Origin of the sequence: Pseudomonas fragi (assembly GCF_002269505.1) — a bacterium.
GTDB classification, from domain to species: domain Bacteria; phylum Pseudomonadota; class Gammaproteobacteria; order Pseudomonadales; family Pseudomonadaceae; genus Aquipseudomonas; species Aquipseudomonas fragi_D.
In genome coordinates this window covers 95,125-120,538 of sequence record NZ_NQKQ01000015.1, presented here as the reverse complement: position 1 = coordinate 120,538, position 25,414 = coordinate 95,125, and the positions used below count along the sequence as shown (strand labels likewise).

General features: G+C 57.1%; 27 protein-coding genes. 12 read left to right on the top strand and 15 right to left on the bottom strand.

The genetic code is table 11. From position 1 onward, the window contains the following. Nucleotides 1-214 precede the first annotated feature (214 nt). Nucleotides 215-1,414 (bottom strand): tyrosine--tRNA ligase, encoded by a 1,200-nt coding sequence (gene tyrS, locus CJU81_RS14805; protein WP_095037257.1) that lies wholly within the window; start codon nt 1,412-1,414, stop codon nt 215-217. A gap of 214 nt (nt 1,415-1,628) precedes the next feature. Between tyrS and CJU81_RS14800 the strand changes: the two genes are divergently transcribed. Both CJU81_RS14800 and CJU81_RS14795 read left to right on the top strand, forming a co-directional pair. Next, nucleotides 1,629-3,038, top strand: coding sequence for a peptidoglycan DD-metalloendopeptidase family protein (locus tag CJU81_RS14800; protein ID WP_095037256.1), 1,410 nt, complete (start codon nt 1,629-1,631; stop codon nt 3,036-3,038). Between the two features lie 3 nt (nt 3,039-3,041). Next, entirely contained in the window at nt 3,042-4,133 is a 1,092-nt protein-coding gene (locus tag CJU81_RS14795; RefSeq protein WP_095037255.1) for an anhydro-N-acetylmuramic acid kinase, read from the top strand. A 77-nt stretch (nt 4,134-4,210) separates the two neighbouring features. Here the strand turns inward: CJU81_RS14795 and erpA are convergent, their stop codons facing one another. After that, nucleotides 4,211-4,561: an iron-sulfur cluster insertion protein ErpA gene (gene erpA / locus CJU81_RS14790; RefSeq protein WP_095031075.1), complete on the bottom strand. Its 351-nt coding sequence runs from the start codon at nt 4,559-4,561 to the stop codon at nt 4,211-4,213. A 171-nt stretch (nt 4,562-4,732) separates the two neighbouring features. Then, complete coding sequence (gene argC, locus CJU81_RS14785) at nt 4,733-5,767, bottom strand: N-acetyl-gamma-glutamyl-phosphate reductase (protein ID WP_095019509.1); 1,035 nt, start codon at nt 5,765-5,767, stop codon at nt 4,733-4,735. Between the two features lie 133 nt (nt 5,768-5,900). On the opposite strand from argC, the gene hemJ reads away from it, so the two are divergent. The 6 genes from hemJ (at nt 5,901) to coq7 (ending at nt 9,930) form a co-directional block, all read left to right on the top strand. Then, the gene (hemJ, locus tag CJU81_RS14780) at nt 5,901-6,326 is read left to right on the top strand and encodes a protoporphyrinogen oxidase HemJ (protein ID WP_095031076.1); all 426 of its coding nucleotides are present in this window, start codon (nt 5,901-5,903) and stop codon (nt 6,324-6,326) included. A gap of 30 nt (nt 6,327-6,356) precedes the next feature. Next, on the top strand, nt 6,357-7,316 hold the full coding sequence (locus CJU81_RS14775) for an NAD(P)H-dependent flavin oxidoreductase (protein WP_095037254.1): 960 nt from the start codon (nt 6,357-6,359) through the stop codon (nt 7,314-7,316). A gap of 61 nt (nt 7,317-7,377) precedes the next feature. Continuing rightward, nucleotides 7,378-7,893: a DUF805 domain-containing protein gene (locus tag CJU81_RS14770; RefSeq protein ID WP_095037253.1), complete on the top strand. Its 516-nt coding sequence runs from the start codon at nt 7,378-7,380 to the stop codon at nt 7,891-7,893. A gap of 76 nt (nt 7,894-7,969) precedes the next feature. Continuing rightward, the gene (locus CJU81_RS14765; protein ID WP_016782401.1) at nt 7,970-8,758 is read left to right on the top strand and encodes an SDR family NAD(P)-dependent oxidoreductase; all 789 of its coding nucleotides are present in this window, start codon (nt 7,970-7,972) and stop codon (nt 8,756-8,758) included. Between the two features lie 66 nt (nt 8,759-8,824). Then, nucleotides 8,825-9,163: a histidine triad nucleotide-binding protein gene (locus CJU81_RS14760; RefSeq protein ID WP_083369746.1), complete on the top strand. Its 339-nt coding sequence runs from the start codon at nt 8,825-8,827 to the stop codon at nt 9,161-9,163. 119 nt (nt 9,164-9,282) lie between these two features. Next, the gene (coq7, locus tag CJU81_RS14755; RefSeq protein ID WP_095037252.1) at nt 9,283-9,930 is read left to right on the top strand and encodes a 2-polyprenyl-3-methyl-6-methoxy-1,4-benzoquinone monooxygenase; all 648 of its coding nucleotides are present in this window, start codon (nt 9,283-9,285) and stop codon (nt 9,928-9,930) included. Nucleotides 9,931-10,011: 81 nt separating this feature from the next. Here the strand turns inward: coq7 and speD are convergent, their stop codons facing one another. Beyond that, complete coding sequence (gene speD, locus CJU81_RS14750) at nt 10,012-10,803, bottom strand: adenosylmethionine decarboxylase (protein ID WP_016782404.1); 792 nt, start codon at nt 10,801-10,803, stop codon at nt 10,012-10,014. Nucleotides 10,804-11,044: 241 nt separating this feature from the next. Beyond that, on the bottom strand, nt 11,045-11,467 hold the full coding sequence (locus CJU81_RS14745; protein ID WP_095031080.1) for an OsmC family protein: 423 nt from the start codon (nt 11,465-11,467) through the stop codon (nt 11,045-11,047). A gap of 221 nt (nt 11,468-11,688) precedes the next feature. On the opposite strand from CJU81_RS14745, the gene crp reads away from it, so the two are divergent. After that, a complete protein-coding gene (crp, locus tag CJU81_RS14740) occupies nt 11,689-12,333 on the top strand; it encodes a cAMP-activated global transcriptional regulator CRP (protein ID WP_016782406.1) in 645 nt (214 codons plus the stop codon). Here the strand turns inward: crp and CJU81_RS14735 are convergent. From CJU81_RS14735 to CJU81_RS14720, 4 genes are all read right to left on the bottom strand, one after another. Next, nucleotides 12,330-13,031 (bottom strand): lipoate--protein ligase family protein, encoded by a 702-nt coding sequence (locus CJU81_RS14735; RefSeq protein WP_095037251.1) that lies wholly within the window; start codon nt 13,029-13,031, stop codon nt 12,330-12,332. The genes crp and CJU81_RS14735 overlap by 4 nt on opposite strands. Nucleotides 13,032-13,162: 131 nt before the next feature. Further along, entirely contained in the window at nt 13,163-13,999 is an 837-nt protein-coding gene (trpC, locus tag CJU81_RS14730; RefSeq protein ID WP_095037250.1) for an indole-3-glycerol phosphate synthase TrpC, read from the bottom strand. Next, a complete protein-coding gene (gene trpD, locus CJU81_RS14725; protein WP_086795738.1) occupies nt 13,996-15,045 on the bottom strand; it encodes an anthranilate phosphoribosyltransferase in 1,050 nt (349 codons plus the stop codon). The genes trpC and trpD overlap by 4 nt, the downstream gene beginning before the upstream one ends. Nucleotides 15,046-15,054: 9 nt before the next feature. Continuing rightward, nucleotides 15,055-15,648 (bottom strand): aminodeoxychorismate/anthranilate synthase component II, encoded by a 594-nt coding sequence (locus CJU81_RS14720; RefSeq protein WP_095037249.1) that lies wholly within the window; start codon nt 15,646-15,648, stop codon nt 15,055-15,057. Between the two features lie 398 nt (nt 15,649-16,046). Between CJU81_RS14720 and estP the strand changes: the two genes are divergently transcribed. After that, on the top strand, nt 16,047-17,978 hold the full coding sequence (gene estP / locus CJU81_RS14715; protein ID WP_095037248.1) for an esterase EstP: 1,932 nt from the start codon (nt 16,047-16,049) through the stop codon (nt 17,976-17,978). A gap of 48 nt (nt 17,979-18,026) precedes the next feature. On the opposite strand, the gene trpE is transcribed toward estP, so the two are convergent. From trpE to rpe, 3 genes are all read right to left on the bottom strand, one after another. Continuing rightward, the gene (gene trpE / locus CJU81_RS14710) at nt 18,027-19,508 is read right to left on the bottom strand and encodes an anthranilate synthase component I (protein ID WP_095037247.1); all 1,482 of its coding nucleotides are present in this window, start codon (nt 19,506-19,508) and stop codon (nt 18,027-18,029) included. 70 nt (nt 19,509-19,578) lie between these two features. Further along, on the bottom strand, nt 19,579-20,397 hold the full coding sequence (locus tag CJU81_RS14705; RefSeq protein ID WP_095037246.1) for a phosphoglycolate phosphatase: 819 nt from the start codon (nt 20,395-20,397) through the stop codon (nt 19,579-19,581). Continuing rightward, on the bottom strand, nt 20,394-21,068 hold the full coding sequence (rpe, locus tag CJU81_RS14700; RefSeq protein WP_016782414.1) for a ribulose-phosphate 3-epimerase: 675 nt from the start codon (nt 21,066-21,068) through the stop codon (nt 20,394-20,396). The genes CJU81_RS14705 and rpe overlap by 4 nt, the downstream gene beginning before the upstream one ends. A 260-nt stretch (nt 21,069-21,328) precedes the next feature. On the opposite strand from rpe, the gene CJU81_RS14695 reads away from it, so the two are divergent. After that, nucleotides 21,329-21,787, top strand: coding sequence for an REP-associated tyrosine transposase (locus CJU81_RS14695; protein WP_095037245.1), 459 nt, complete (start codon nt 21,329-21,331; stop codon nt 21,785-21,787). A 102-nt stretch (nt 21,788-21,889) separates the two neighbouring features. Next, nucleotides 21,890-22,873 carry an alpha/beta hydrolase family protein gene (locus CJU81_RS14690; RefSeq protein ID WP_095037244.1) on the top strand — a complete coding sequence of 328 codons (984 nt, stop codon included), beginning with the start codon at nt 21,890-21,892 and terminating at the stop codon, nt 22,871-22,873. A gap of 6 nt (nt 22,874-22,879) precedes the next feature. On the opposite strand, the gene CJU81_RS14685 is transcribed toward CJU81_RS14690, so the two are convergent. Genes CJU81_RS14685 through CJU81_RS14675 form a run of 3 tightly spaced genes read right to left on the bottom strand, consistent with a single transcriptional unit; the run spans nt 22,880 to nt 25,339 of the window. Continuing rightward, nucleotides 22,880-23,644 (bottom strand): DnaJ domain-containing protein, encoded by a 765-nt coding sequence (locus CJU81_RS14685; protein ID WP_095037243.1) that lies wholly within the window; start codon nt 23,642-23,644, stop codon nt 22,880-22,882. Nucleotide 23,645: 1 nt separating this feature from the next. Beyond that, nucleotides 23,646-24,317: an N-acetylmuramate alpha-1-phosphate uridylyltransferase MurU gene (gene murU / locus CJU81_RS14680; RefSeq protein ID WP_095037242.1), complete on the bottom strand. Its 672-nt coding sequence runs from the start codon at nt 24,315-24,317 to the stop codon at nt 23,646-23,648. After that, nucleotides 24,314-25,339, bottom strand: coding sequence for an aminoglycoside phosphotransferase family protein (locus CJU81_RS14675; RefSeq protein WP_095037241.1), 1,026 nt, complete (start codon nt 25,337-25,339; stop codon nt 24,314-24,316). Before CJU81_RS14675 ends, murU begins: the two co-directional genes overlap by 4 nt. Nucleotides 25,340-25,414 lie beyond the last annotated feature (75 nt).

Sequence of the window (25,414 nt, the reverse complement as noted above, 5' to 3'; positions counted from 1 at the left end):
GCGGGAGGCGAATTCTACAGCGTTACACGCTGCTGTCAACACCTCATTTCCTGCTTCGATGACTTGAAGCTTGCACCGCCGAAAACCATCCAACTCATTGAAACTCAAGGAGTTTTCCGTTTCGACTGCGCCGGAAGTGGGGCGAATTATAGACAGTTAAAAATCTGAGTCAAGGACTAATTGAGCAAGCCTATCAATTAATCCTGACCCCTCCTTACTCGGCTTTCAGCGTGATGCGCGCAAAGGCCTTCTTGCCTGCCTGACACACATGGGTCGAGCCCAATGCATATATATAGGTACGATCAACAACCTCGCCATCAATACGCACACCACCAGAACCTAGCAGATCTCGCGCCACTGCAGAGTTCTTCACCAGACCGGCTTTATTAAGGACAGCTGCAATCGGCATATCCTCAGTAGCAGTCAGCTCAACCTCCGGCAGATCATCAGGCAGCTCGCCATCCTTCATCCGGTTACCGGCGCCGCGATGCGCATTGGCAGCAGCCAATACACCATGGAAACGGGCAACAATCTCTTCAGCCAGCTTGATCTTGATATCCCGAGGATTGGCACCGGCTTCGACTTCAGCCTTGAATGCATTGATTTCGGCCATGGAACGAAAGCTCAGCAATTCAAAGTAGCGCCACATCAAGGCATCAGGTATGGAAACCAGTTTGCTGTACATCACGCCCGGCGCTTCCTGGATACCGACATAGTTACCCAGCGACTTGGACATTTTCTTGACGCCATCCAGACCTTCGAGCAAAGGCATCGTCACAATGCACTGAGCTTCCTGACCATAGCCGCGCTGCAACTCACGCCCCATCAGCAAGTTGAACTTCTGATCAGTACCACCCAACTCTACGTCCGCCTTCAGCGCAACCGAGTCATATCCCTGCACCAGCGGATAAAGGAACTCGTGAATGGCGATAGGCTGATTGGTGGTGTAGCGCTTGTCGAAGTCATCGCGCTCAAGCATACGAGCAACGGTGTATTGGGATGTAAGACGAATGAAGTCGGCAGGCCCCATTTGATCCATCCAGGTGGAGTTGAATGCCACCTCGGTTTTTGCCGGATCAAGGATCTTGAACACCTGAGTCTTGTAAGTCTCGGCGTTCTCGAGCACCTGCTCACGCGTCAGCGGTGGACGCGTTGCACTTTTGCCACTCGGATCACCGATCATCCCGGTGAAATCACCAATCAGGAAGATCACCTGATGACCCAGCTCCTGGAACTGGCGCAGCTTATTAATAAGCACGGTATGGCCCAAGTGCAGATCGGGCGCCGTAGGGTCGAATCCGGCCTTGATACGCAACGGCTGGCCGCGCTTGAGTTTCTCGACCAATTCAGACTCGACCAGTACCTCTTCGGCACCTCGCTTAATTAGCGCTAGCTGCTCTTCAACCGACTTCATATCAGACCCGTAAGGCTCAAATTCAAAGGGAACCAACGATACAAGATCAGGGACTAATTACAAGTTCCGGCAGGCATACGGCTGACTATCCGCGCGCGAATAGCTCGCAGACTTGCTTCAAGGGCGATTTGGTTATATTTTATACAGTTATTTCATATTCATTGTGTCAGTCATCTTTTCCAATTCATCCTTTAATTCAAAGTCAAAATCATCTATGACCAGTCAACCGCCTAAAGCGCCACCGCTTTATCCGAAGACCCACCTGCTCGCCGCAAGTGGTATCGCCGCTCTCTTAAGCCTGGCCTTGCTGGTATTTCCCTCCAGCGAAGTAGAAGCCAAAAGAACGACCCTGAATCTGGAGCTGGAAACCCCTGCAGAACAACTCACACAAGATCAAGACGCTGCAGACCTCGTTCAAGCCACAAATGAAGCGAATCCTTCGCCGTTTGCCCAGATCGAACAGCAGGACAGCGCCCCGGTCGAGACCGCCAAAGTCGAGGCACCGGCCCCCGCCGCGCCTACCCACCGCGAAGTGATCGTCAGCAAGGGCGATACGCTTTCGACCCTGTTCCAGAAGGTCGGCCTGCCAGCCACTTCAGTGCACGAAGTGCTGGCCAGCGACAAACAAGCCAAGCAATTCAGCCAGCTCAAGCACGGCCAGAAACTCGAATTTGAAATGAGCCCCGACGGCCTGCAGTTGAACAAATTGCATAGCCAGGTAAGCGACCTTGAGACCATCACCCTCAATAAAAACGCCAAAGGCTATACCTTTCGCCGGGTAACGACCCAGCCGACCATGCGATCGGCCTATGCCCACGGCGTCATCAGCAGCTCCCTTTCCGTATCGGGCCAGCGCGCAGGCTTGCCGCACAGCACCACGATGGACATGGCCAAGGTCTTTGGCTACGACATCGACTTCGCTCAGGACATCCGTCCAGGCGACCAGTTTGAGCTGATTTACGAGCAAAAAGTGATCAACGGCAAAACCGTAGGCACAGGCAATATCCTCTCTGCGCGCTTCACCAACCGCGGCAAAACCTTCACCGCCGTGCGCTATACCAACAAGCAGGGGATCAGCAATTACTACACGGCTGATGGCAACAGCATGCGCAAGGCATTCATCCGCACACCAGTGGATTTTGCCCGTATCAGCTCGCGCTTTTCCTCAGGCCGCAAGCACCCGATCCTGAACAAGATCCGCGCCCACAAAGGTGTGGATTACGCAGCGCCACGCGGTACTCCGATCAAGGCTACCGGTGACGGCAAAGTACTTCTGGCCGGCCGTCGCGGTGGCTATGGCAATACCGTGATCATTCAACACGGCAACACTTACCGCACCCTTTACGGGCACATGCAGGGCTTCGCCAAAGGCGTCAAAACCGGCGGTTCGGTCAAGCAAGGCCAAGTGATTGGCTACATCGGCACCACCGGCCTTTCGACTGGACCGCACTTGCACTACGAGTTCCAGGTTAACGGCGTACACGTTGACCCGCTGGGCCAAAAACTGCCGATGGCCGACCCGATCGCCAAAGCCGAACGCACCCGCTTCCTGCAGCAGAGCCAGCCATTGATGGCGCGCATGAACCAGGAAAAGGCCACCCTTCTGGCCTCGAGCAAGCGTTAAGCCATGGCCCTCTATATAGGTGTGATGTCCGGTACCAGCCTGGACGGTATGGACATCGCTCTTATAGAGCTGGGAGCAGCCATCACGCTGCGCGCCACCCATTACATTCCCATGCCTCATGCTCTGCGCAGCGAGTTGCTTGGCTTGTGCGCCAGCGGTCAGGATGAAGTGGCTCGCTGCGCAATTGCCGAAAACCACTGGGTCGAACTGGCGGCGCAAGGCGTCAACGCGCTCCTTGCACAACAGCATCTGTCCCCGGCAGACATCCGCGCGATCGGCAGTCATGGTCAGACCATACGCCACGAGCCCGCGCGGGGTTTTACCGTGCAGATCGGCAATCCGGCACTGCTGGCCGAATTGACAGGTATCTGCGTCGTCGGTGATTTCCGTCGTCGTGATGTGGCTGCCGGGGGCCAGGGCGCCCCCCTGGTTCCAGCTTTCCATGAAGCCTTGTTTACCGATGAGAGTGGCAACAGAGCAGTGCTCAACGTAGGCGGCTTCAGCAACTTAAGCCTGATAACCACAGAGAACCCTGTCGCCGGATTCGATTGCGGCCCTGGGAATGTTCTGCTTGATGCCTGGATACTGGAAAAGCGCGGCGAACTCTATGACCGCAATGGTGACTGGGCGGCCAGTGGCAAGGTTGAGCCGCTGTTGCTCAATGCCCTGCTCAGCGATCCGTTCTTCCAGACCAAGGGGCCAAAAAGTACAGGCCGCGAGGTATTCAACCTCGCATGGTTGCAACAGCATCTGTTCAGTCTGCCTGCCTTCCCTGCCGAAGACGTCCAGGCAACCCTGCTGGAGCTCACAGCACAGACCATCGTGCAGTCCCTGCAGGCAGCCCAGCCGCACACGGACGAGCTACTGGTCTGTGGTGGCGGCGCGCATAACGCGACGCTGATGGCCCGCCTCAGCGACTTGCTCGCTCCGGCCCGGGTCAGCAGCACACAGGCCAAGGGCGTTGACCCTGACTGGGTGGAAGCAATGGCCTTTGCATGGCTTGCCCACTGCTGCCTGGAAAACATCCCCACCAACCGCCCCAGCGTCACGGGCGCACGCGGTCTTCGCGTACTGGGTGCGATCTACCCCGCCTGACGCACCCACCCTCAAAAGCCGCATAGCAAAACGCCGCGAATCTACGCGGCGTTGAGTTTAAAGCCTGTGCGCGGGTATCAGATCGAGAACGACGAGCCGCAACCACATGTTGTGGTGGCATTCGGGTTCTTGATCACGAAGCGCGAACCTTCCAGACCTTCCTGGTAATCCACCTCGGCACCTGCCAGGTACTGGAAGCTCATTGGGTCGACCACCAGGCTTACGCCTTCGCGCTCAACCAGGGTGTCGTCTTCGGCCACTTCTTCATCGAAGGTGAAGCCATACTGAAAACCGGAACAACCGCCGCCCGTAACGAATACGCGCAACTTCAAACGATCATTACCCTCTTCATCGACCAGGCTCTTCACCTTGTGCGCAGCACCTTCGGTGAATTGCAAAGCCATGGGGGTGAAGGATTCGACGCTCATGCTGACTATCTCCCGGCGTTATGCCGCCATAATGCGTGATGACGCGCATTATCCGCTTCTCCTAGAAAAGCGGTCAACTATTCATAAGTAGCAGCGCCAAGCTATTAGCTACAAGCGGCAAGAAAAGACGATTCTCCCTTGCAGCTTGCAGCTCGAAACTCGCAGCTGTTTTTAAGGCAACATCCCGGCATGGGACAAGCCCAGACGCTCATCCAGACCGAACATGATGTTCATGTTCTGCACTGCCTGGCCGGACGCACCCTTGACCAGATTGTCGATCACCGACAGCACTACGACCAGGTCGCCGTCCTGTGGACGATGCACCGCAATGCGGCACACGTTGGCACCGCGTACGCTACGGGTTTCCGGATGGCTGCCGGCCGGCATCACATCGACGAAAGGCTCGTTGGCATAGCGCTTCTCGTACAGGGCCTGCAGATCAACCGAGCGATCCACCACGGTTGCGTACAGCGTGGAGTGAATACCACGGATCATCGGAGTCAAATGAGGAACAAAGGTCAGCCCCACATCCTTACCCGCTGCGCGACGCAGACCCTGACGAATTTCTGGCAAATGACGATGACCTTTAACAGCATAGGCCTTCATGCTTTCTGACGTTTCAGCATACAAGGCACCGACACTTGCACCCCGGCCAGCACCGCTTACACCCGATTTGCAGTCAGCAATCAACTGCGAGGTCTCAGCCAGACCAGCTTCCAGCAAAGGCAAGAAACCCAACTGGGCTGAAGTCGGGTAGCAGCCCGGTACGGCGATCAAACGGGCCTTTTTGATTTGCTCGCGGTTGACTTCCGGCAGTCCGTAGACAGCCTCATCCAGCAGTTCTGGTGCACCGTGCGGCTGGCCGTACCACTTGGCCCATTCTTCGGCGTCCTGCAGACGGAAGTCGGCCGAAAGGTCGATAACCTTGGTACCTGCTGCCAGTAGTTCGCCAGCCAGGGCATGGGCTACGCCGTGAGGCGTGGCAAAAAACACCACATCGCAGGCACCCAGTGTTTGCGTGTCCGGCACGCTGAAGGCCAGGCCATCGTAGTGGCCGCGCAGGTTGGGATACATGTCGGCAACTGGCAGGCCAGCCTCGGATCGAGAAGTGATGACCACCACTTCAGCCTGCGGATGCTGTGCCAGCAAACGCAGCAGTTCGACCCCGGTGTAACCTGTGCCACCGACAATACCGACCTTGACCATAACCTGCCCTCAACGAAACCACTGGAAAGCCTTTGATAATAGGGTCAGCGCGCCCCTGCGACAACCGCCAAGGTGACTCACAGACGCTCTACTACTACTATTTGATCTACCGTGAACCTGGGAATAACTAAAAATGCTTTATCTATGGCTCAAAGCCTTCCACATCATCAGCATTGTCTGCTGGTTTGCTGGCCTGTTTTACCTGCCCCGTCTATTTGTTTACCACGCACAAAGCGAAGACTCTGTCAGTAAAGAGCGATTCAGCATCATGGAACGCAAGCTGTATCGCGGCATCATGGGCCCGGCAATGATTGCGGCCCTGATATTCGGCGGCTGGCTGTTGTGGCTAAGCCCCGGCTTCCTCAGCCAGGGCTGGATGCACGCCAAGCTGACACTGGTGTTTCTGCTGATCGGCTATCACCACATGTGCGGCGCGCAGGTAAAGCGCTTTGCCCGCGGCGAAAACACCCGCTCTCACGTGTTCTATCGCTGGTTCAACGAAGTGCCGGTGGTGTTCTTGCTGGCTATCGTAATTCTGGTGGTGGTCAAACCGTTTTAAACTCACTTCCTGACGATCCGAGGTTATCCAATGTCGCTGCCCGCCCTGCTTGAACAACGCTTGCGCCTGCCGGTAGTTGCCGCGCCCATGTTTCTGATTTCCAACCCGCAACTCGTACTGGCCTGTTGTCGCAACGGTGTGGTGGGCAGTTTTCCTGCACTCAACCAGCGCGATAGCAGCGGGTTCAAGGCATGGCTTGAAGAGATCGAAGCCGGGCTCGCAACATTGGATAATCCGGCGCCCTACGCCGTAAACCTGATCGTGCACAACAGTAACCCACGGTTGCAGGCGGATCTGGCGATCTGCATCGAGCACAAGGTACCTGTGGTGATTACCAGCCTGGGCGCCGTCAAGGAGGTCGTTGATGCCGTCCACAGCTATGGCGGCCTGGTATTCCACGATGTCACCACCCGCCGTCATGCCGAAAAAGCCGCAGAAGCCGGGGTCGACGGGCTGATTGCCGTTGCCGCAGGAGCCGGTGGCCATGCGGGTACCTGGAGCCCTTTTGCACTTGTAGCCGAAATCCGCCAGTTCTTCGACAAAACCGTGCTGCTCTCGGGCTGCCTGAATCACGGCCACGAAATCCTGGCCGCCCAGGTTCTGGGCGCAGACCTTGCCTACCTCGGCACACGCTTTATCGCTACCCAAGAGAGCCATGCACCTGACGCCTACAAAGAGATGCTGCTGGCATCCCGCGCTGCCGATATCATCCACACCCCGGCGGTATCAGGCGTGCCTGCCAGCTTCATGCGCCAAAGCCTGGAAAACGCAGGTTTCGACCTTGCGGCACTCCAGGGCAAAGGTGAAATCAAGCTCAAGCCACTGACCGATGAAGCCAAGGCATGGAAAACCGTCTGGTCTGCAGGCCAAGGCGTAGGTGATATCCACGACTTGCCAACAATTGACCAATTGATCGCGCGTCTTGATGAGGAATACCGCAAGGCGCAGCACCACGCCTCAAGCCTTGCCCGGCACTGGCCGCATCAGTGACATTACCCAGCCCGCCAATCCCGGCGGGCTTTGTTAAACACATCCAGACAAGGAAGCCACCATGCCCGAGCTGAGCCTGGACAAAACACCTCAACAACAATACGCACCACTCGACCCTTTGGGCTTCAGTGGCCGGATCGGGCGTTTGCGGCTGCTGGCCTGGAGCATGGTCATCAGTTGCATCGCCATGATCACGTCACTGCTGGTGCTGCTTGCCGTCAAGGTGTCACCCACACTAGGCATCACCTGCGGTGCAACGCTGACACTGGCCTACTTCATTATCAGCCTGCGAATCGGCGCCCAGCGTTTGCATGACCTTAACTGGTCCGCCTGGATGTTGCTGCTGCATCTGGTGCCGGTGGCCAACCTTGTCCTGTCCCTCATGATGCTGTTGATGCCCGGCACTCCCGGCCCGAACAAGTACGGTCCGCCGCCACCGCCCAACAGCCGGGCAGTCAACGTAGTGGCGGCCATCACGATATTTTTGATTGGATTGAGCATCTGCCTGATGGTTGCCGTACTGGCTTTGGGCCTGATGACTGCGGTGATCAACGCAGTCAACGGCAACAGCCTGTAGACTGCGTGCCTTAATGAACGCGTTAACGCCAGGGACATCATTGTCACCGGACTGTACCGTTGCAATGGAGAACAGCATGACCCGTTACGCTTTAATCACTGGTGCCACCAGCGGCATTGGCCTGGCCCTGGCTGAAGCCCTTGCCCGACGTGGGCGAAGCCTGATTTTGGTGGCCCGCCAACGGGACGCGCTGGAAACCATTGCCCTTGAGCTGACCCAGCGTTTTGGCGTCGAGGTCCTGTTCCGCGCCTGTGATCTGGGCGAACCCCTGCGCCTGTCCGGTTTTTTGCTGGAGCTCGAAGAAGGTGACCGCCAGATCGACCTGCTGGTCAATTGCGCCGGCATTGGCACCTGCGGCCCGTTCCTGGCACACGACTGGAGTGCCGAACAAGACTTGATCGAGCTCAACGTCCTCGCACTCACCCGCTTGTGCCATGCCATAGGCAACATGATGGCCGTACAGGGCGGCGGACAAATTCTCAATGTTTCCTCGATCGCAGCCTTTCAGCCTGGGCCGTGGCTTAGCACCTACTTTGCCAGCAAGGCCTATGTGCTGCATTTTTCCGAAGGCTTGCGCGAAGAAGTGAAAAAAACCGGCATCAAGGTTTCAGTACTTTGCCCTGGCATCACCCGCACCCGCTTTTTTGATGCGGCCAAAATGAATACCGACGCCATCAAGCAAAGCACCAGCGCCATGACCCCCGAAGAAGTGGCGCTCTACACCGTGCGAGCTCTCGACAAGAACAAGGCGATCATCATTCCCGGGCGGCGCAATCGCTGGATTACTCGCTTGCCGCGACTGCTCTCACGCTGGATGACGCGAAAAATAGCTGCCTCTGTTAACAAATCCTACTGCCCACGTTAACGAGACTGGGCGTAACTGGCTGCCCTGAGTACACTCAGACCGGACTTCACTCACGGAGACACAGCTTTGGATACTCTGTTCACCAAGATCATCAATCGCGAAATACCCGCCAAGATCATCTATGAAGATGATCAAGTGCTGGCTTTTCACGACATCGCCCCACAAGCGCCGATCCACTTTCTGGTTATCCCGAAAAAACCGATCCGCACGCTCAACGACCTGACCGAAGAAGACAAGCCGCTGGCAGGTCATATTTTGTTCACGGCACAGCGCCTGGCCAAGGAACTGGGCTGTGAAGACGGTTTCCGCGTGGTAATGAACTGCAATGAAAAGGGCGGCCAAACCGTCTACCACATTCATATGCACGTGCTGGGTCAACGCCAGATGAACTGGCCGCCGGGCTGATTGACCTCTGATTCTGACGCGCGAGCCCCCGCGGCTCTCGCGTTACCCCATGATCCAACGCAAACCCCGGCCGCCCGATTGGGGTAAACTGACCGCCGTGATTTTTTCCGGAGGTAAGCATGACTACCCAACGTCACTACTCGCCGATTGACCGTCTTCTGTTACAAGCCGATACCGCCTTGCGCACGCTGCTGCCCTTCAGCGGCCAGCCTCACCGTCCATCGCCGGCCATCGTCAAACCTGAAAACCCGCTGGCCCCACAGGCCAAGCGTCATGTTGCCGGCCTGATGCGTATCAACCATACCGGTGAAGTCTGTGCCCAAGCCTTGTATCAAGGCCAGGCGCTGACCGCCAAGCTGCCCCATGTGCGTGAAGCGATGGAGCATGCTGCTGAAGAAGAAATCGACCACCTGGCCTGGTGCGAGCAGCGCATCCGTCAATTGGGTAGCCACCCCAGCGTGCTCAACCCGTTGTTTTACGGCATGTCATTCGGGATCGGCGCCGCAGCCGGGCTGATTAGCGACAAAGTCAGCCTGGGATTTGTGGCAGCGACTGAAGACCAGGTCTGCAAACATCTGAACGAGCACCTTGAGCAACTGCCGGCGGAAGACGAAAAGTCCCGGGCAATTCTTGAGCAAATGCGCATCGATGAAGAACAGCATGCAGAATCCGCGCTCAATGCCGGGGGCTTTCGCTTCCCTGCCCCGGTGAAGTTCGGCATGAGCCTGATGGCCAAGGTCATGACCAAAAGCACCTACCGCATCTGACACAGCAGCCTTTGCGGGACATCTGCGAAGCACAAAAAAGGCGACTACCTTTCGGTAGCCGCCTTTTTTATTGCCGAGAATTTACGCCATGTTGCGTGCGTAGAAAATCTCGAGCATTTCGTGCTTGACCCGCTCAGTTACCTGGGCGCGCTGTTCAACCGACAGGTTGCTGGTGGCATCGCCGAACAGGTAGTTATCCAGTTCGAACTCCTTGAGCAGCATCTTGGTATGGAACAGGTTTTCCTGGTACACATTCACGTCGGTCATCTGGTAACCGTCACGGGTGTCTTCGGAGAGGTAGTTCTGGATCGAGTTGATCTCGTGATCGATAAAGTGCTTTTTGCCTTCCACGTCACGGGTAAAACCACGCACGCGGTAATCGACAGTCACGATATCCGAATCAAACTGATGGATCAGATAGTTGAGAGCTTTAAGCGGTGAAATAACCCCGCACGTCGACACATCAATATCCACACGGAACGTTGCAATACCGTCAACCGGGTGAATCTCCGGGTAGGTATGAACCGTGATATGACTTTTGTCGAGGTGAGCCAGGATGGTCTCGGGCAGCGGGCCTGGGGACTCTTCGATCTGGCTTTCGGTAGGAATTACCGGCTGCTCGGAGATCAGAATAGTCACGCTGGCGCCTTGTGGGTCGTAATCCTGACGGGCAATGTTCAGGATGTTGGCACCAATGATATCAACCACATCTGTAAGGATCTGCGTCAGGCGCTCTGCGTCGTACTCTTGATTGATGTACTCAACATATGCCTGCTGGTCTTGCGGGGTTTCCGCATAACAGATGTCATAGATGTTGAAGCTCAAGGTCTTTGTCAGGTTATTGAACCCGTGGAGCTTGAGTTTGCTTTTCACCGTTATAAAACTCTCTATGTCGATGCGGCTCGGCCGCGTGATCCAGCATGCCCGTCAAGTGCGTAGGACGCACCTGCGTAGGACGGTTAACACCTCTTCGCGATGGCGATTTTGGTTATCTGTTCGGACATGCGGCCGGGAATCAATCCCCGCCACTACCCTGAAAAAAGTGGCGCATTATGCAGACGTCAGCGACTGATCGCCAGAGTCTGCATTGCATTTATGAAAATTGAATGTCGACTCAGGCCAGTTCAATAATTTCATAGTCGTGGGTAATGGCAACACCCGCGGCGCCAAGCATGATCGATGCCGAACAGTACTTTTCGGCCGACAGTTCGATGGCGCGTTTAACCTGGGCTTCTTTCAGGCCACGGCCCTTGACCACAAAGTGCAGGTGGATCTTGGTGAACACCTTTGGATCTTCAGTGGCGCGCTCGGCTTCCAGAAACGCTTCACAGCTCTCAACCGGCTGACGCGACTTCTTGAGAATGCTGACAACGTCAAAGTTGCTGCAACCGCCAAGACCCAACAGCAGCATTTCCATCGGGCGTACGCCCAGGTTGCGACCGCCGCTCTCAGGCGGACCGTCCATCACAACAACGTGGCCGCTGCCGGATTCGCCCAGAAACATGGCTTCACCAGCCCATTGAATGCGTGCCTTCATCGCCCAGACTCCACTGTTTTAAAAGGGGCGCCAGCTTAGCACAGGGCCAGAAACTGATAACTCGCAACACTGAAGCGTTTCTCTGACAAACCACTCGGAAAATTCTGCAACCCCACAGAACCTGTCTGGTAAGCTGGCGCCAAATCGCTGGCGCCAGCCAGCTAGCACTCTATATAAAAATAGATCTGACCCTTACTGTGCCAGCTTTCCGGGAAACAACCATGGTTGCTCTTACTCCCATACCCAAGATCAAAAACCTCGACAAGTTTTTGACTTTTTGCCAGCGCAAACGCTATCCAGCCAAGAGCAATATCATTTGCGCTGGCGAGTCTTCGCACACCCTGTTTTTCATTATCAAAGGCTCGGTAACAGTTTTGATTGAAGACGAGGAGGGTCGTGAAATGATCATTGCCTACCTCAATAGCGGCGACTTTATCGGCGAGCTGGGTTTGTTTGAACAGGCAGGACAAGAGCAGACGCGCAGCGCATGGGTTCGAGCCAAGACCGAATGCGAAGTTGCGGAAATCAGCTACCCGAAATTCAGAGAATACACACAGCAAGAACCAGAGATTCTTTACGCTCTCAGTGGCCAAATCGCACAGCGTCTGCGTAACACCACGCGCAAGGTCGGTGATCTTGCGTTCTTTGATGTCACCGGGAGAGTCGCGCGATGCCTGCTGGAGTTGTGCAAGCAACCTGACGCCATGACCCATCCCGATGGCATGCAGATCAAGATCACCCGCCAGGAAATCGGCAGGATTGTCGGCTGTTCGCGAGAGATGGTAGGACGCGTACTCAAAAGCCTGGAAGAACAGAACCTGGTCAACGTCAAAGGCAAGACCATGGTGGTGTTCGGCACGCGTTAAGGCTTGAGCAGGGGCGCCAGGAGCTCTTGATAACTGGCACTCAAGCGCTCAAAGAAATCTGGAGCGGCAAAAGCTTCGTGCAGCGCAATATGGCTGTCGGCAAGGCAACGTTGCTCCAGATTGCACAGCACGTTGAAGCGATTGACCGCAGCCACCATCGATTCACGCTCGTATTCCACCAGCAACGCACCGTGCACCAGACCGACAGGCCGCTGCCCGCCCTGGCTCTGGCGCCAGCGTTGAGCAGTACCGACCAGTTTTCGCGCATTGAGATTGACGTTGAAGCGGCCGTCACAAAATGCGCCTTCAACCTCACCCAAAGACGCGACCCCACCCAACTGAGTCAGCAGATCACAAATGGGCTCGCATAAACGCCGGTATGCCGTTTCGATGCGACCATGATCACCTTCGCTGCGCAAAGGCGCATACACCAGTGCGATGTTCACCGTAGAAGCAGACTGAGGGACTGGCTCGCCGCCGGTTTCACGCAACAGGATCGGCCAGCCACTGGCAGCCAGTTCGAAACTGGCCTGTTCAAAACCCGCCAGGCGACTCAAGCGCCGTGGCATGACCAGCGCCCGGTCGGTGGGCTGCCAGAACAGCACACCCGCCTCGTACTCACCGGCACACACGGATGCCAGTAAATCCTGCTCGGCCTTGAGGCCGGCTTCGACGGTGAGGTGTTTGATCAATGGCATGCGAATCCTTTCGAACGCAGAACAACAATGATTGTGGGAGCGAGCCTGCTCGCGATGGCATCACCGCAATTAACTGATAGGCCGCGCCGCCTGCATCGCGAGCAGGCTCGCTCCCACAGGTGGAGATCAGGTCAATCCAGAGTCGAACCGGTTACCGCCACCGCACGCTCCGGGAAGAACAGACGCTGCAGTTCATTGCCCGGGTTTTCGGCACGCATAAAGGCTTCGCCAACCAGGAACGAATACACTTCGCTGATTTCCATCAGCTCGACATCCGCACGGTTGAGAATGCCGCTTTCGGTAATGACAAGGCGGTCACGTGGAACACGCGGCAGTAGATCCAGCGTGGTTTCCAGGCTGACTTCAAAGGTGTGCAGGTTACGGTTGTTGATACCCACCAACGGTGTATCGAGGGTTTTGAGCGCACGTTCAAGCTCATCGCCATCATGCACTTCAACCAGCACATCCAGCCCGACGCTTTTGGCAACAGCCGCCAGCTCGGCCATTTTCACATCATCCAGAGCGGAGACGATCAGCAGCACGCAGTCGGCGCCCAATGCCCGGGCTTCTACGATCTGGTAAGGATCGATCATGAAGTCCTTGCGAATCACCGGCAGGGTACAAGCGGTACGCGCCTGCTGCAGGTAGGCGTCGGCGCCCTGGAAGTAGTCGATATCGGTCAGCACGGATAGGCAAGTAGCACCGCCCGCCTGATAGCTTTTTGCAATCTCGGCAGGCACGAAGTTCTCGCGAATCACACCTTTGCTCGGCGATGCCTTTTTGATTTCAGCAATCACCGCAGGCTGCTTTTTCTTGGCCTGTGCCAGCAACGCATTGGCAAAGCCGCGTACAGGATCCGCCTGAGCCGCCAATCGTTCAAGTTCAGCCAGGCTTACACGCGCACTGCGCTCGGCAACTTCCTGAACTTTACGCGCCAGAATATTCTCCAGAACGGTAGGCACACTCATGCTTCATTCTCCTGCTTGAAAATAGCGGTAAATGCACCCAGCTCTTCGAGCTTTTCCCGGGCCAGTCCGGTGTGTAGCGCGTCGTGGGCCAATTCCACACCTTCTTTAAGAGTGTAGGCAAGGTCCGCGGCATAAAGTGCAGCGCCGGCATTGAGTACAATCATTTCAGCCGCTTTCTGGCCGGCTTCGGTTTTGCGCCGCCCAAGGGCATCACGGATCAGTTCCAGCGATTGCTCCGGACTGTCGACCACCAGGCCAAACAGGCTCTGGCTCTTGATGCCAAGGTCTTCAGGCTGAACCCAATATTCCTTGATTTCACCTTTATGCAATTCCGCCACAAAGGTCGGTGCTGCCAGGCTGAACTCATCCAGGCCATCCTGCGAGTGCACCACCAGCACATGCTTGCTGCCCAGACGCTGCAACACTTCAGCCAAAGGCCGGCACAGCGCCTGGTTGAACACGCCGACCACTTGATGCAATACACCAGCCGGATTCGTAAGCGGGCCAAGCATATTGAACAGGGTACGCAGGCCAAGATCCCGACGCGGGATAGCCGCATGCTTCATGGCGCCATGATGGCATTGCGCAAACATAAAACCGATGCCCACGCTGTCAATGCAGCGGGCAACTTGAACCGGGGTCAGGTTCAGATACACACCGGCCGCTTCCAGCAGGTCGGCACTGCCGCTTTTACCGGATACTGCGCGGTTGCCATGTTTGGCCACCGTGCAGCCGGCCGCAGAGATCACCAGCGCCGAAGCGGTGGACACGTTGAAAATATTCGCGCCGTCGCCGCCGGTGCCGACGATATCGACCACGCCGTCCAGGGTGTTGAGCTCAACCTTGTCTGCCAGCTCGCGCATCACGGTGACGGCACCGACGATTTCGTCGATGCTTTCGCTCTTCATGCGCATGCCCATCATGAACGCGCCAATCTGCGCCTCGGTGCATTGACCGGTCATGATGTCGCGCATCACATCACGCATTTCATCGGTGGTCAGGTCGAGGTGCCCGACGATACGGTTCAGGGCTGTCTTGATATCCATAAAAAGTCCTTAGCGCGTGCCGCCGGTTTGTTTGAGAAAGTTCGCGAACAGCTCATGACCTTGTTCGGTCAGGATCGACTCAGGGTGAAACTGTACCCCTTCGATATTCAGCGTTTTATGGCGCAGGCCCATGATCTCGTCGACCGATCCATCTTCAAGCTGCGTCCAGGCAGTCAGCTCAAGGCAGTCCGGCAGGGTGTCGCGCTTGACCACCAACGAGTGGTAACGGGTCACGGTCAACGGATTGTTCAGGCCCTGGAACACTCCGGTATCGAGGTGATACACCGGGCTGGTCTTGCCATGCATCACCTGGCGCGCGCGAACCACATCACCACCAAAGGCCTGGCCGATGGACTGGTGACCCAGGCACACGCCCAGGATCGGCAGCTTGCCGGCAAAGTACTTGATGGCTTCAAGGGAGATGCCCGCCTCATTCGGCGTGCAGGGGCCGGGCGAGACCACAATGCGCTCGGGCTTGAGCGCGTCGATCTGGGCCACGGTCAATTCATCGTTGCGCACCACTTTGACCTCGGCACCCAACTCGCCGAGGTACTGCACAACGTTGTAAGTAAAAGAGTCGTAATTATCGATCATCAGCAACATGTTGCTAAACCTCTGACTTCACTGACATTCAAAACTGTTTTCAGAATTCATTACCCGCAGTTTCGATTGCTGGATTGAACACACCAACCGGGGGGCAGCCATTCATGAAAACGCAGGGGGCAGGTCCGGCGTGGCCGGCAGAGAAATATTAGGCGCGCCAACGCCAACGGCCGTTGGCCTTGAGAACTCGCATAAAGAGTTTGCTGATGATCAACACAGGAAGGGTCCCATTTCTACGTCACGGCACAGTAACGTAGCCTTGCGACAGGTGCAACACGGGGTAGCAAATACGGGGAAAAACACCCATTAAGTACTTTGTGACTTTTTATTGCATGAAACATTTAATACGATTTGTTTTGATAATGTCTGCGCCCCAAACAATAAAAACAGGCCATCACATGCGCAGGCTTTCCGTACTCATTCCTCTGGCGGGGTGCATCTTGTCCATCGTCAGTGAGCGTGTCATTGCAGCACCCTCGCCGTATTCCACCATGATTGTGTTCGGCGACAGCCTGAGCGACTCGGGGCATTATCCAGGGGTAGGCAGTGGCCTGCGCTTCACCAATCGCACCGGGCCTACGTACAAGGAATACCGGGGTGAGGAATATGTTGCCGTAGCGCCCACGCGGCTGGGCACAAAGTTGGGCATCGCACCCGCAGACATGCGCCCGTCCACTTCGCCGGATAATACGCTCACAGGAGAACCCGACGGTAATAACTGGGCGGTCGGCGGTTATCGTACGGACCAGATACTCAATTCAATCAAGACTGTGTCGAAGGTCGCGATACCTGATGACTGGTCTTTGGTCGGCGGTTACGTGCTGCGCAGCAAGCCTGGTTATCTTGTGCAGAACAACTTCAAGGCTGACCCCAAGGCGCTGTATTTCATTTCAGGTGGCGGCAATGACTTCCTCCAAGGCAAGGTCACCAGCCCCGCCGAAGCAGGCCAAGCCGCACAAAGGCTGGCGGCAAGCGCACACACCCTGCAACAGGCCGGAGCACGCTACATCATGGTCTGGCTGCTGCCCGATCTGGGCCTGACGCCAGCCGTTTACGGCACACCCACCCAGGCTGGCACCAGCTATCTGAGCGCCCTGTTCAATCATGAGCTAACCCAGCAACTGGCGCAGATAGACGCCGAAGTGATCCCCCTCAATATCCCGCTGCTGCTGCGTGAAGCCATGGCAGACCCCGCCCGTTATGGCCTGGCACTGGGGCAGGACCTAGTCGCGACCTGCTTCAGCGGCGAAGAGTGTACGGAAAACCCGCAGTACGGCCTCAACAGCGCAACCCCCAACCCGGCCAAACTGCTGTTCAACGACTCGGTACACCCCACCGAAACAGGGCAACAGCTTATAGCCGACTATGCCTACTCACTGCTGGCCGCCCCTTGGGAACTGACCTTGTTACCCGTCATGGCCCAAGCATCACTAAATGCCCATCAAGACCAGTTGCGCAACCAATGGGCGGGCGACAACGGTCAATGGCAAGCCGTTGGCCAATGGAGGACTCTGCTCGCCGGTGGCGGGCAACGCCTTGAAATCGACAAGCAAACCACGGCCGTGAAGGCAGATGGCAAAGGCTATAACCTCAATATCGGCACCAGCTACCGGCTGGATGAAAACTGGCGATTTGGCATTGCAGGCGGGTTTTACCGGCAACGCCTGGAGACCGGTAGCAATGAATCGGACTACAAGCTCAACAGCTACCTGGGTAGCGTGTTTGCCCAATACCAGCACAATCACTGGTGGGGGGATGCGGCACTGACGCTGGGCAGGCTGGACTACGACAGCCTGAAGCGAAAATTCGCGCGGGGTGTTGGTAGTGGTCTGGAGCAAGGGCAGGCTGACGGCCATCTGCGAGCATTGAGCACTCGCCTGGGTTATGAAATCGCACAGGCTTCTGACCTGTGGCAGCTCTCCCCCTTTATCAGCGCCGATTACTCACGGGTGGAAGTTAACCGCTATGAAGAAAAGGGCCGGCGTTCGACTGCATTGAACTACGAAGAGCAGACTCTTGTTTCAAATCGCCTGGGCGCGGGTTTGCTCGCCAGTTACCAGGCCACCCCACAGACGTTGTTGTTTGCCGAGGCTGCTCATGAACATGAGTTCCAGAGCGAGACCCAGCGCCTGAACATCGCGCTCAACAGCCTGCCCAACAATCGATTCAAACTCGAAGGCTATACGCCGCCAAGCAACCTTGCCCGTGTAAGCCTGGGGGTCAGCCACAATTTGACTGCCGACCTGAAGCTGCAGGCGGCTTATAACGCGAGAAAGAGTGACGGGGTCATGCAACAGGGAGTGAATATAGGGGTTAGCCTGAATTTCTAAAACCTGTGGGAGCGAGCCTGCTCGCTCCCACATAGTCTGCTGCAGGCTTTAATCTCGCGGAGTTTGCTCGGCCAGAGCCACAGCGCGGAACATTGCACGACGCTTGTTCAGCGTCTCTTCCCATTCCAGGGCCGGGACCGAGTCCGCGACAATACCGCCACCGGCCTGCACATGCAGTTCACCGTTTTTGATCACTGCAGTACGAATGGCGATCGCCGTGTCCATATTGCCGTTCCAGGCGAAGTAACCCACTGCACCGCCATACACACCGCGCTTGACCGGTTCCAGCTCGTCGATGATTTCCATCGCACGGATTTTTGGCGCGCCGGACAACGTGCCCGCCGGCAAAATCGCCCGCAGGGCGTCCATCGCCGTCAGCCCGCTTTTCAGCTGGCCTGTCACGTTGGACACAATGTGCATCACGTTGGAGTAACGCTCGATCACCATCTTCTCGGTGAGTTTGACCGAACCGATTTCAGAAACACGGCCCGTATCGTTACGGCCCAGATCGATCAGCATCAAGTGCTCGGCGATTTCCTTGTCATCACTGAGCAAGTCTTCTTCGAGCGCCAGATCGGCCTCTTCGGTAGCGCCACGCGGGCGCGTGCCGGCAATCGGGCGTACGGTAATCAGATTGTCTTCAACCCGCACCAGCACTTCCGGCGAACTGCCCACGACGTGGAAGTCGCCAAAGTTGAAAAAGTACATGTACGGCGTCGGGTTGAAGCAGCGCAGCGCGCGATACAGATCGATCGGTGCTGCCTTGAAGTCGATGGACATGCGCTGCGACGGCACCACCTGCATGCAATCGCCTGCGAGGATGTAGTCCTTGATGGTGTCGACAGCTTTTTCGTAGTCGTCCTGCGTGAAGCTGGAACGGAACACCGGGTCAGCCGCCTGCTGGGCCGTAAAGTCCAGGCCGCGACGTGGGGTGATCGGTTGGCGCAATTGTTCAAGCAGGGCCTCAAGCCGGGCCTGGCCTTCTTCATAAGCGTCAGGTTGTGCCGGGTCGACCAGCACGATCGCGTGCATCTTGCCGGCCAGGTTGTCGAATACCACCACGGCGTCCGACACCATCAGCAGAATATCCGGCACACCCAATGGATCAGGGTTCGGACATTTGCCCAGACGCTTCTCCACGTAACGCACGCAGTCATAACCAAAATAACCCACCAGGCCGCCGTTGAAACGCGGCAAACCGGCGATGGTCGGCACATTGTAGCGAGCCTTGAATTCTTCAACGAAAGCCAGCGGGTCTTGCGCTTCGCAGGCTTCGATCTCGACACCGTCATGGGTCACGCTGATCTGGTGATCATGCACACGCAGTACCGTGCGGCATGGCAAGCCAATGATCGAATAACGCCCCCACTTCTCACCTCCCTGCACCGACTCCAGCAAATAGGAGTTGGGCTGATCGGCCAGTTTCAGATAGATCGACAGCGGCGTGTCGAAGTCAGCCAGGGTTTCGCGGGCAAGGGGGATACGGTTATAGCCGGCAGCGGCCAAACGCAGGAATTCTTCGCGGATCATGAGGTGCCTCGTGGTCTGAGGGTAAAACGGTCAGGTTTGCAAACGTGCCGACAATGCGGCCAGATTCAAGTCAGGCGCGCCAACGCCAGCGGGCCAGGGCCTTAATGACTTTCATCCAGAGTTTGCGGGTGACCACCACGATGGAATCTCTTCGAGAGGGGGAAACAGAATTGCCCAACGTTATCTCAGGCGCAGAATCTAAGCAACCGGCTATCAGTTCTTGCAGGTTGCCGATCACCATATCTGGTGACTCTTCTTCAATCGGGCGACCGTGGTTGTAGCCGTAGCTCAACGCGACGCAACGAACGCCGGCAGCCTTGGCCGCCAGTACGTCATTGCGTGAATCGCCGATAAACATCGACTGGGCTGGGGTCGCGCCAGCCATTTTCATCACAAACAATAATGCTGCAGGGTCGGGTTTTTTCTGTGGCAGGGTGTCGCCACCGATAATCCAGCGAAAAAACCGCCCCAGCTTCAGTTCATCAAGCAAGGGCGCGACAAAGCGCTCGGGCTTGTTGGTGATCAGGGCCATTTCAACGCCCTGCTTTTGCAGCCACTTGAGGCTTTCACGGACACCGGGGTAGACCTTGGTGTGTGCATGGCCACCGTCGTAGGCCTGCATGAAAATCTCCAGTGCCTGCTCGGCCTGCTCATCATCAACGCCACTGCCGTCCATATTGCCGGCCAGGGCACGGCGCACCAGCATCGGCGCGCCATTGCCGATCCACAACCGCACGTTTTCAATCCCGGCGGGTGGTCGACCCAGCTTGAGCAGCATGGTCTCAACGGCCTCTGCCAAATCCGGTACCGAATCAATCAGGGTGCCATCCAGATCGAACATCACCAATTTTGGCAGCTGGCCCTGAAGTAGCTGCTCAAAGCGGCTCATGGGCGGGCCAACGCAAGCTCGGCGCGCATTTTCTGAATCACTTCTTCATAGTTTGGCGTGTTGAAAATGGCGGAACCAGCGACAAAGGTGTCGGCACCGGCTTCAGCGATTTCACGGATATTGCCAACGTTTACGCCGCCGTCGATTTCCAGGCGAATCTCGCGACCGCTGGCATCGATCAGTGCACGGGCTTCGCGCAACTTGTTGAGCGTACCGGGAATGAATTTTTGCCCGCCAAAGCCCGGGTTCACGCTCATCAGCAAGATCATGTCGACCTTGTCCATCACGTACTTGAGCACATCCAGCGGGGTCGCCGGGTTGAACACCAGACCTGCCTTGCAGCCGCCTTCGCGGATCAATTGCAGGGAGCGGTCGATGTGCTGGGTGGCTTCGGGGTGGAACGTGATGTAAGTGGCGCCGGCTTCGATAAAGTCGCCGATGATGCGGTCGACCGGGCTGACCATCAGGTGCGCATCGATGGGTGCGGTGACGCCGTACTTGCGCAGGGCGGCGCAGACCATCGGGCCGATGGTCAGGTTGGGTACGTAATGGTTGTCCATGACATCGAAGTGAACGATATCAGCACCCGCGGCGAGTACGTTGTCCACTTCTTCGCCGAGACGGGCGAAATCGGCGGAAAGAATCGATGGGGCAATAGCGAAGGGCTGCATGACGCACCTTTTAGTGGGCTAAACACGGTGGCGCGCATTGTATACCGCTGGCTATGTGCCGCACACCGCCTTGCGGTCGCTTCGCGACCGATCGCAGCCTTCGGCAGCGACTACAAAGACACACATAATCTGTAGTCGCTGCCGAAGGCTGCGAAAAGGACCGAAAGACCTATCTGCAATATCTTGCGAATAAAGGATCAAGCCGCTCCCTCGTTAGCCATCTAGGTTAAACAAACACCTACTGCGTCGAGGGCAAAGGAATGCCAAAAGTATTTACCAGCAACCAACTACTAAAAGGCCGCTACTCCGAACATGGCCGCGTTTACCTGCTCACAACCGTCACCGATCATAGACGTCCGATTTTCAGCGACTTCCATTTGGGTCGCCTCGTCGTCAATCAACTCAGGCAAGCCCATGAAGACGGCATCGTTCATTCAATCGCCTGGGTGGTCATGCCTGACCATTTTCATTGGCTGGTAGAGCTGCGCCGTAAAACCTTGGGTGAGCTGATGTGCCGCATCAAGTCGCGCAGCTGCGTCACCGTCAACCGGGCTAGCCAATCTGCCAGCCGGTTATTGCAAAAGGGTTATCACGACCGGGCCTTGCGCCAGGAAGATGATCTCAAGGCCGCTGCCCGCTACATCATCAAAAACCCGATTCGCGCCCAATTGACCACGCGGATCGGTGATTACCCCTTGTGGGATGCCTGCTGGTTCTAGACCTGCACAGAGAGCAAAAACGTCTCATCCACACGCTCACACCCTGACAAATACGGATCAACCCATTACGCTGCCGGTACTACTTCTGGCCTGGAATAACCGATGCTTTCTTATCGTCTGGCACTGCCGGCTTTGTGCCTGTTCCTGATGTTGCCGCTAGCCCTGCCCGTGCTCGCAGCAGAACCCGAGCCCGAACCCGAGGCCAAGCCAGTCGTGCGCGAACCACTGCCCGAGCGCAGTCAGGAAGATGCCACAGCTCTTGAACGACAACTCCCGGAGCATGAGCAGCAACAGTTGCAAGCGCCCAACGACAGTTTTCTCGCCTTGTGGAAACCTGCCAACAGCAGCGCTCCCGAAGGTGCGGTGATTATCATCCCCGGTGCTGGCGAGACCGCTGACTGGCCGCGGGTAGTCGGCCCGCTGCGCAACAAGCTGCCGGACGCCAACTGGGCCAGCCTGAGCCTGAGCTTGCCGGATATGCAAAGCGATGCCAGCCAGGCACGGGAAGCCGAGCCAGAGAAACCTCCCACTACAATTGCAACAGACAGTAGCAGCAAGGCAGCCAGCACCACAGCCAAACCCATCGAGCAGGCCGCCAGTGCCGGTACCGAAAGTCCGCAGGACGAGGTTGCGCAAACGGCACAAGCGCTGGACAAAGCCGACGCCGAGCGCATCTTTGCCCGCATCGATGCCGCCATCGCCTTCGCCCAGCATCAAAACATGCGCAGCATTGTGTTGCTCGGTCACGGTTCGGGTGCCTACTGGGCCTCGCGCTATGTCAGCGCCAAACACCCGGCCCAGGTTCAAAAACTGATCATGGTCCAGGCCCGCAAACCTGTACTGGCGCAGCCAGACTTGAGCCAACTGACACCCGCGCTTAACGTATCAATGCTGGACATCTTCTATAACGACCAGGCACTGGCCCGCGAAGCCGCCTTGCAACGATTGCAGGCAAGCAAGCGCGCCAACAGCGCGAATTACAAACAAGTGGGGTTGATCGCCACCCCGGGTAACCGGGAAGGCGAACAGGAACAACTGTTCAGGCGAGTTCGCGGCTGGCTCAGCCCGCAGCCTGTGGATAAGTAGCTGCGGCTAAAAACCGCGACGCTCACGGATCAGGGCGTAAGCTTGATGCAACTCGCGGGTTTTTTCCGTAGCTTCACGCACCTGCGCCGGGCTGGCTCCGGTGCCAGCAACCTTGTCAGGGTGGTGACGACTGAGCAGGCGCCGGTAAGCACGTTTGATTTGCTCAGAATCACTGGCATCCGTCACCCCAAGCAACATCAGCGATTGCTGATAAGTGCCGCTGCGCGTCGCCAGGGGTTTTTGATGGGCTTCATGCTCACCTCCCAACGCCAGCACCCTTTGCCGGGGCCAGCCCAGCCAGCCACCCCAAAGCACGATCAGTTCGCGCTCCTGGGGGGCGACCCGGCCATCGGCCAGAATCATCCGCCAACAGGCACGCAACACACCTTCAGCCGCATGGGGCTGGGCTTTGAGGCGCAGCAGATAACCACGTAACGAATCGCTGCCCGACTTGCCGCGGTTGAACGCCGCGATGGCCCGTTTTTGCGCCGCGGGCGCCATGTCGAGCTGACGCATTTCCAGCTGCGCCTGCTCGATGTGCCGGTTTGTCACGCGCCCGGCGCTTTTGGCCAGGCGACCAAGCAGCACAAACAGCAATTCATCATTACGCAGCACCGGCCGGGCGCCAATGCGCTCCAGCAGATGTGCCCAACTGTGCAGCTGCAGGCGCCGGTCCAACGCCTGCCCCAACAAAGCGCCGAGCATGGCCCCCGGAATACTGGCAATGAAAAAGCCTGCTCCGGCTCCAATCAGAGTCCCTGGCCACAACATGTCAGCGGGTGCCCTTGATCAACGACTCGACCTCGGCCAGGCGCTCGTGCGTCCCCACATCTACCCAATGTCCTTGCAATTGTTCACCTGTCACTTGCCCTGCGGCCATCGCCTTGCGTAACAGCGGGGCCAGCTTGAAAGCACCGGCGGTGCAGCCCTGGAACAACCCGGGGTCGAGCACCGCGATTCCACTGTAGGTCAGCGTATCGGCACCCGGCACGCCATCTTGAACCCGTCCGGCATCCAGGCTGAAGTCCCCGCTGGCGTGGTGCTCAGGGTTGCCCACCAGCACCAGATGGGCCAGGCCGGACAGCGGTTGGCGCAAGGCAGCAAAGTCGTAGTCGGTCCAGATATCACCGTTGACCACGGCAAACGGGCCATCACCCAGTAACGCCAGCGCCTTGAAAATTCCGCCTCCGGTTTCCAGCGGTTCACCTTCCGGGGAGTAGCTGATACTCACGCCAAAACGCGAACCGTCGCCCAGGTGATCTTCAATTTGCTGACCCAACCAGGCATGATTGATCACGATCTCGGTAAAACCTGCCGCTGCCAGCGCCCGCAAGTGGTGCTCGATCAGCGGCACGCCGCCCACGCGCACCAAGGGTTTTGGCGTATGCAGGGTCAGCGGCCGTAGGCGCTCGCCTTTACCGGCGGCCAGAATCATCGCTTTCATGCATCGGCCTCGCTGACCAGCCCCAGGCTGGCGAACAGCTCACCCAGCTCTGCCAGCTCAGGACGACGCGCCAACACTGCTTCTATATAAGAGAAGAAGCGCGGTACATCGGCCAGATAGCGCGGTTTGCCGTCGCGATGGCAAATACGGGCAAAAATGCCGATCACTTTCAAATGCCGCTGCACACCCATCAGGTCGCTGGCGCGCAGGAACTCTTCAAAATTCGGCTGCACCGGGATGCCCAGCGGCAATGCCAGTTTCCAGTAATCCTGCAGCCAGTTACGCACGCGCTCTTCAGGCCAGCTCAAGAAGGCGTCCTTGAACAAGCAGGTAATGTCGTACGTCACCGGGCCATACACCGCATCCTGGAAATCCAGCACACCGGGGTTGGGAATACTGAGCATCAGGTTGCGCGGCATAAAGTCGCGGTGCACCAGCACTTTGGGCTGCGCCAGAGCGCTGTCGATCAACAGTGTGCTGACCCGTTGCCATGCGGCCTGTTGCTGTTCATTGAAAGCCACCCCAAGGTGAGCACGCACGTACCACTCGGGGAACAGCTCCAGCTCGCGGCGTAGCAAGGCCACGTCATAGCTTGGCAAAGGCTCGGTCATCGGCAGTTGCTGAAAGGCCAGCAGGGCTTCGATGGCATCCTTGAACAATTCGTCGGCATTGGTGCTGTTGATCACGTCCAGGAAGGTCTTGTTGCCCAGATCGTTGAGCAAAAGAAAGCCGCGATCGAGATCCTGAGCGTAAATTTTCGGGACGTTAATCAGGCAAGTCCGCAAAAAATCAGCAATATCGACGAAAGGTTTGCAGTTTTCCTGGGGCGGCGGAGCATCCATGACCACAAAACTGCGGCCATCGCCCTCCCAGCGGAAATAGCGTCTGAAACTCGCATCGCTACTGGCAGCAGTCAACGTGGCCGGGGGGACAGCACCCCAACCCTCGTTCTCGAACAGGGTTGCCAACTGCTCATCCAGCCAAACTTTCAGGTGTTGCAAGCGTACATCTTGGTCAGGCATTACAAGGGTCTCCGACGGCGCTAGCCGTCAAGCGGGTCATGCTTTATTATCCAGAATCTTTTCCAGACCATCGAT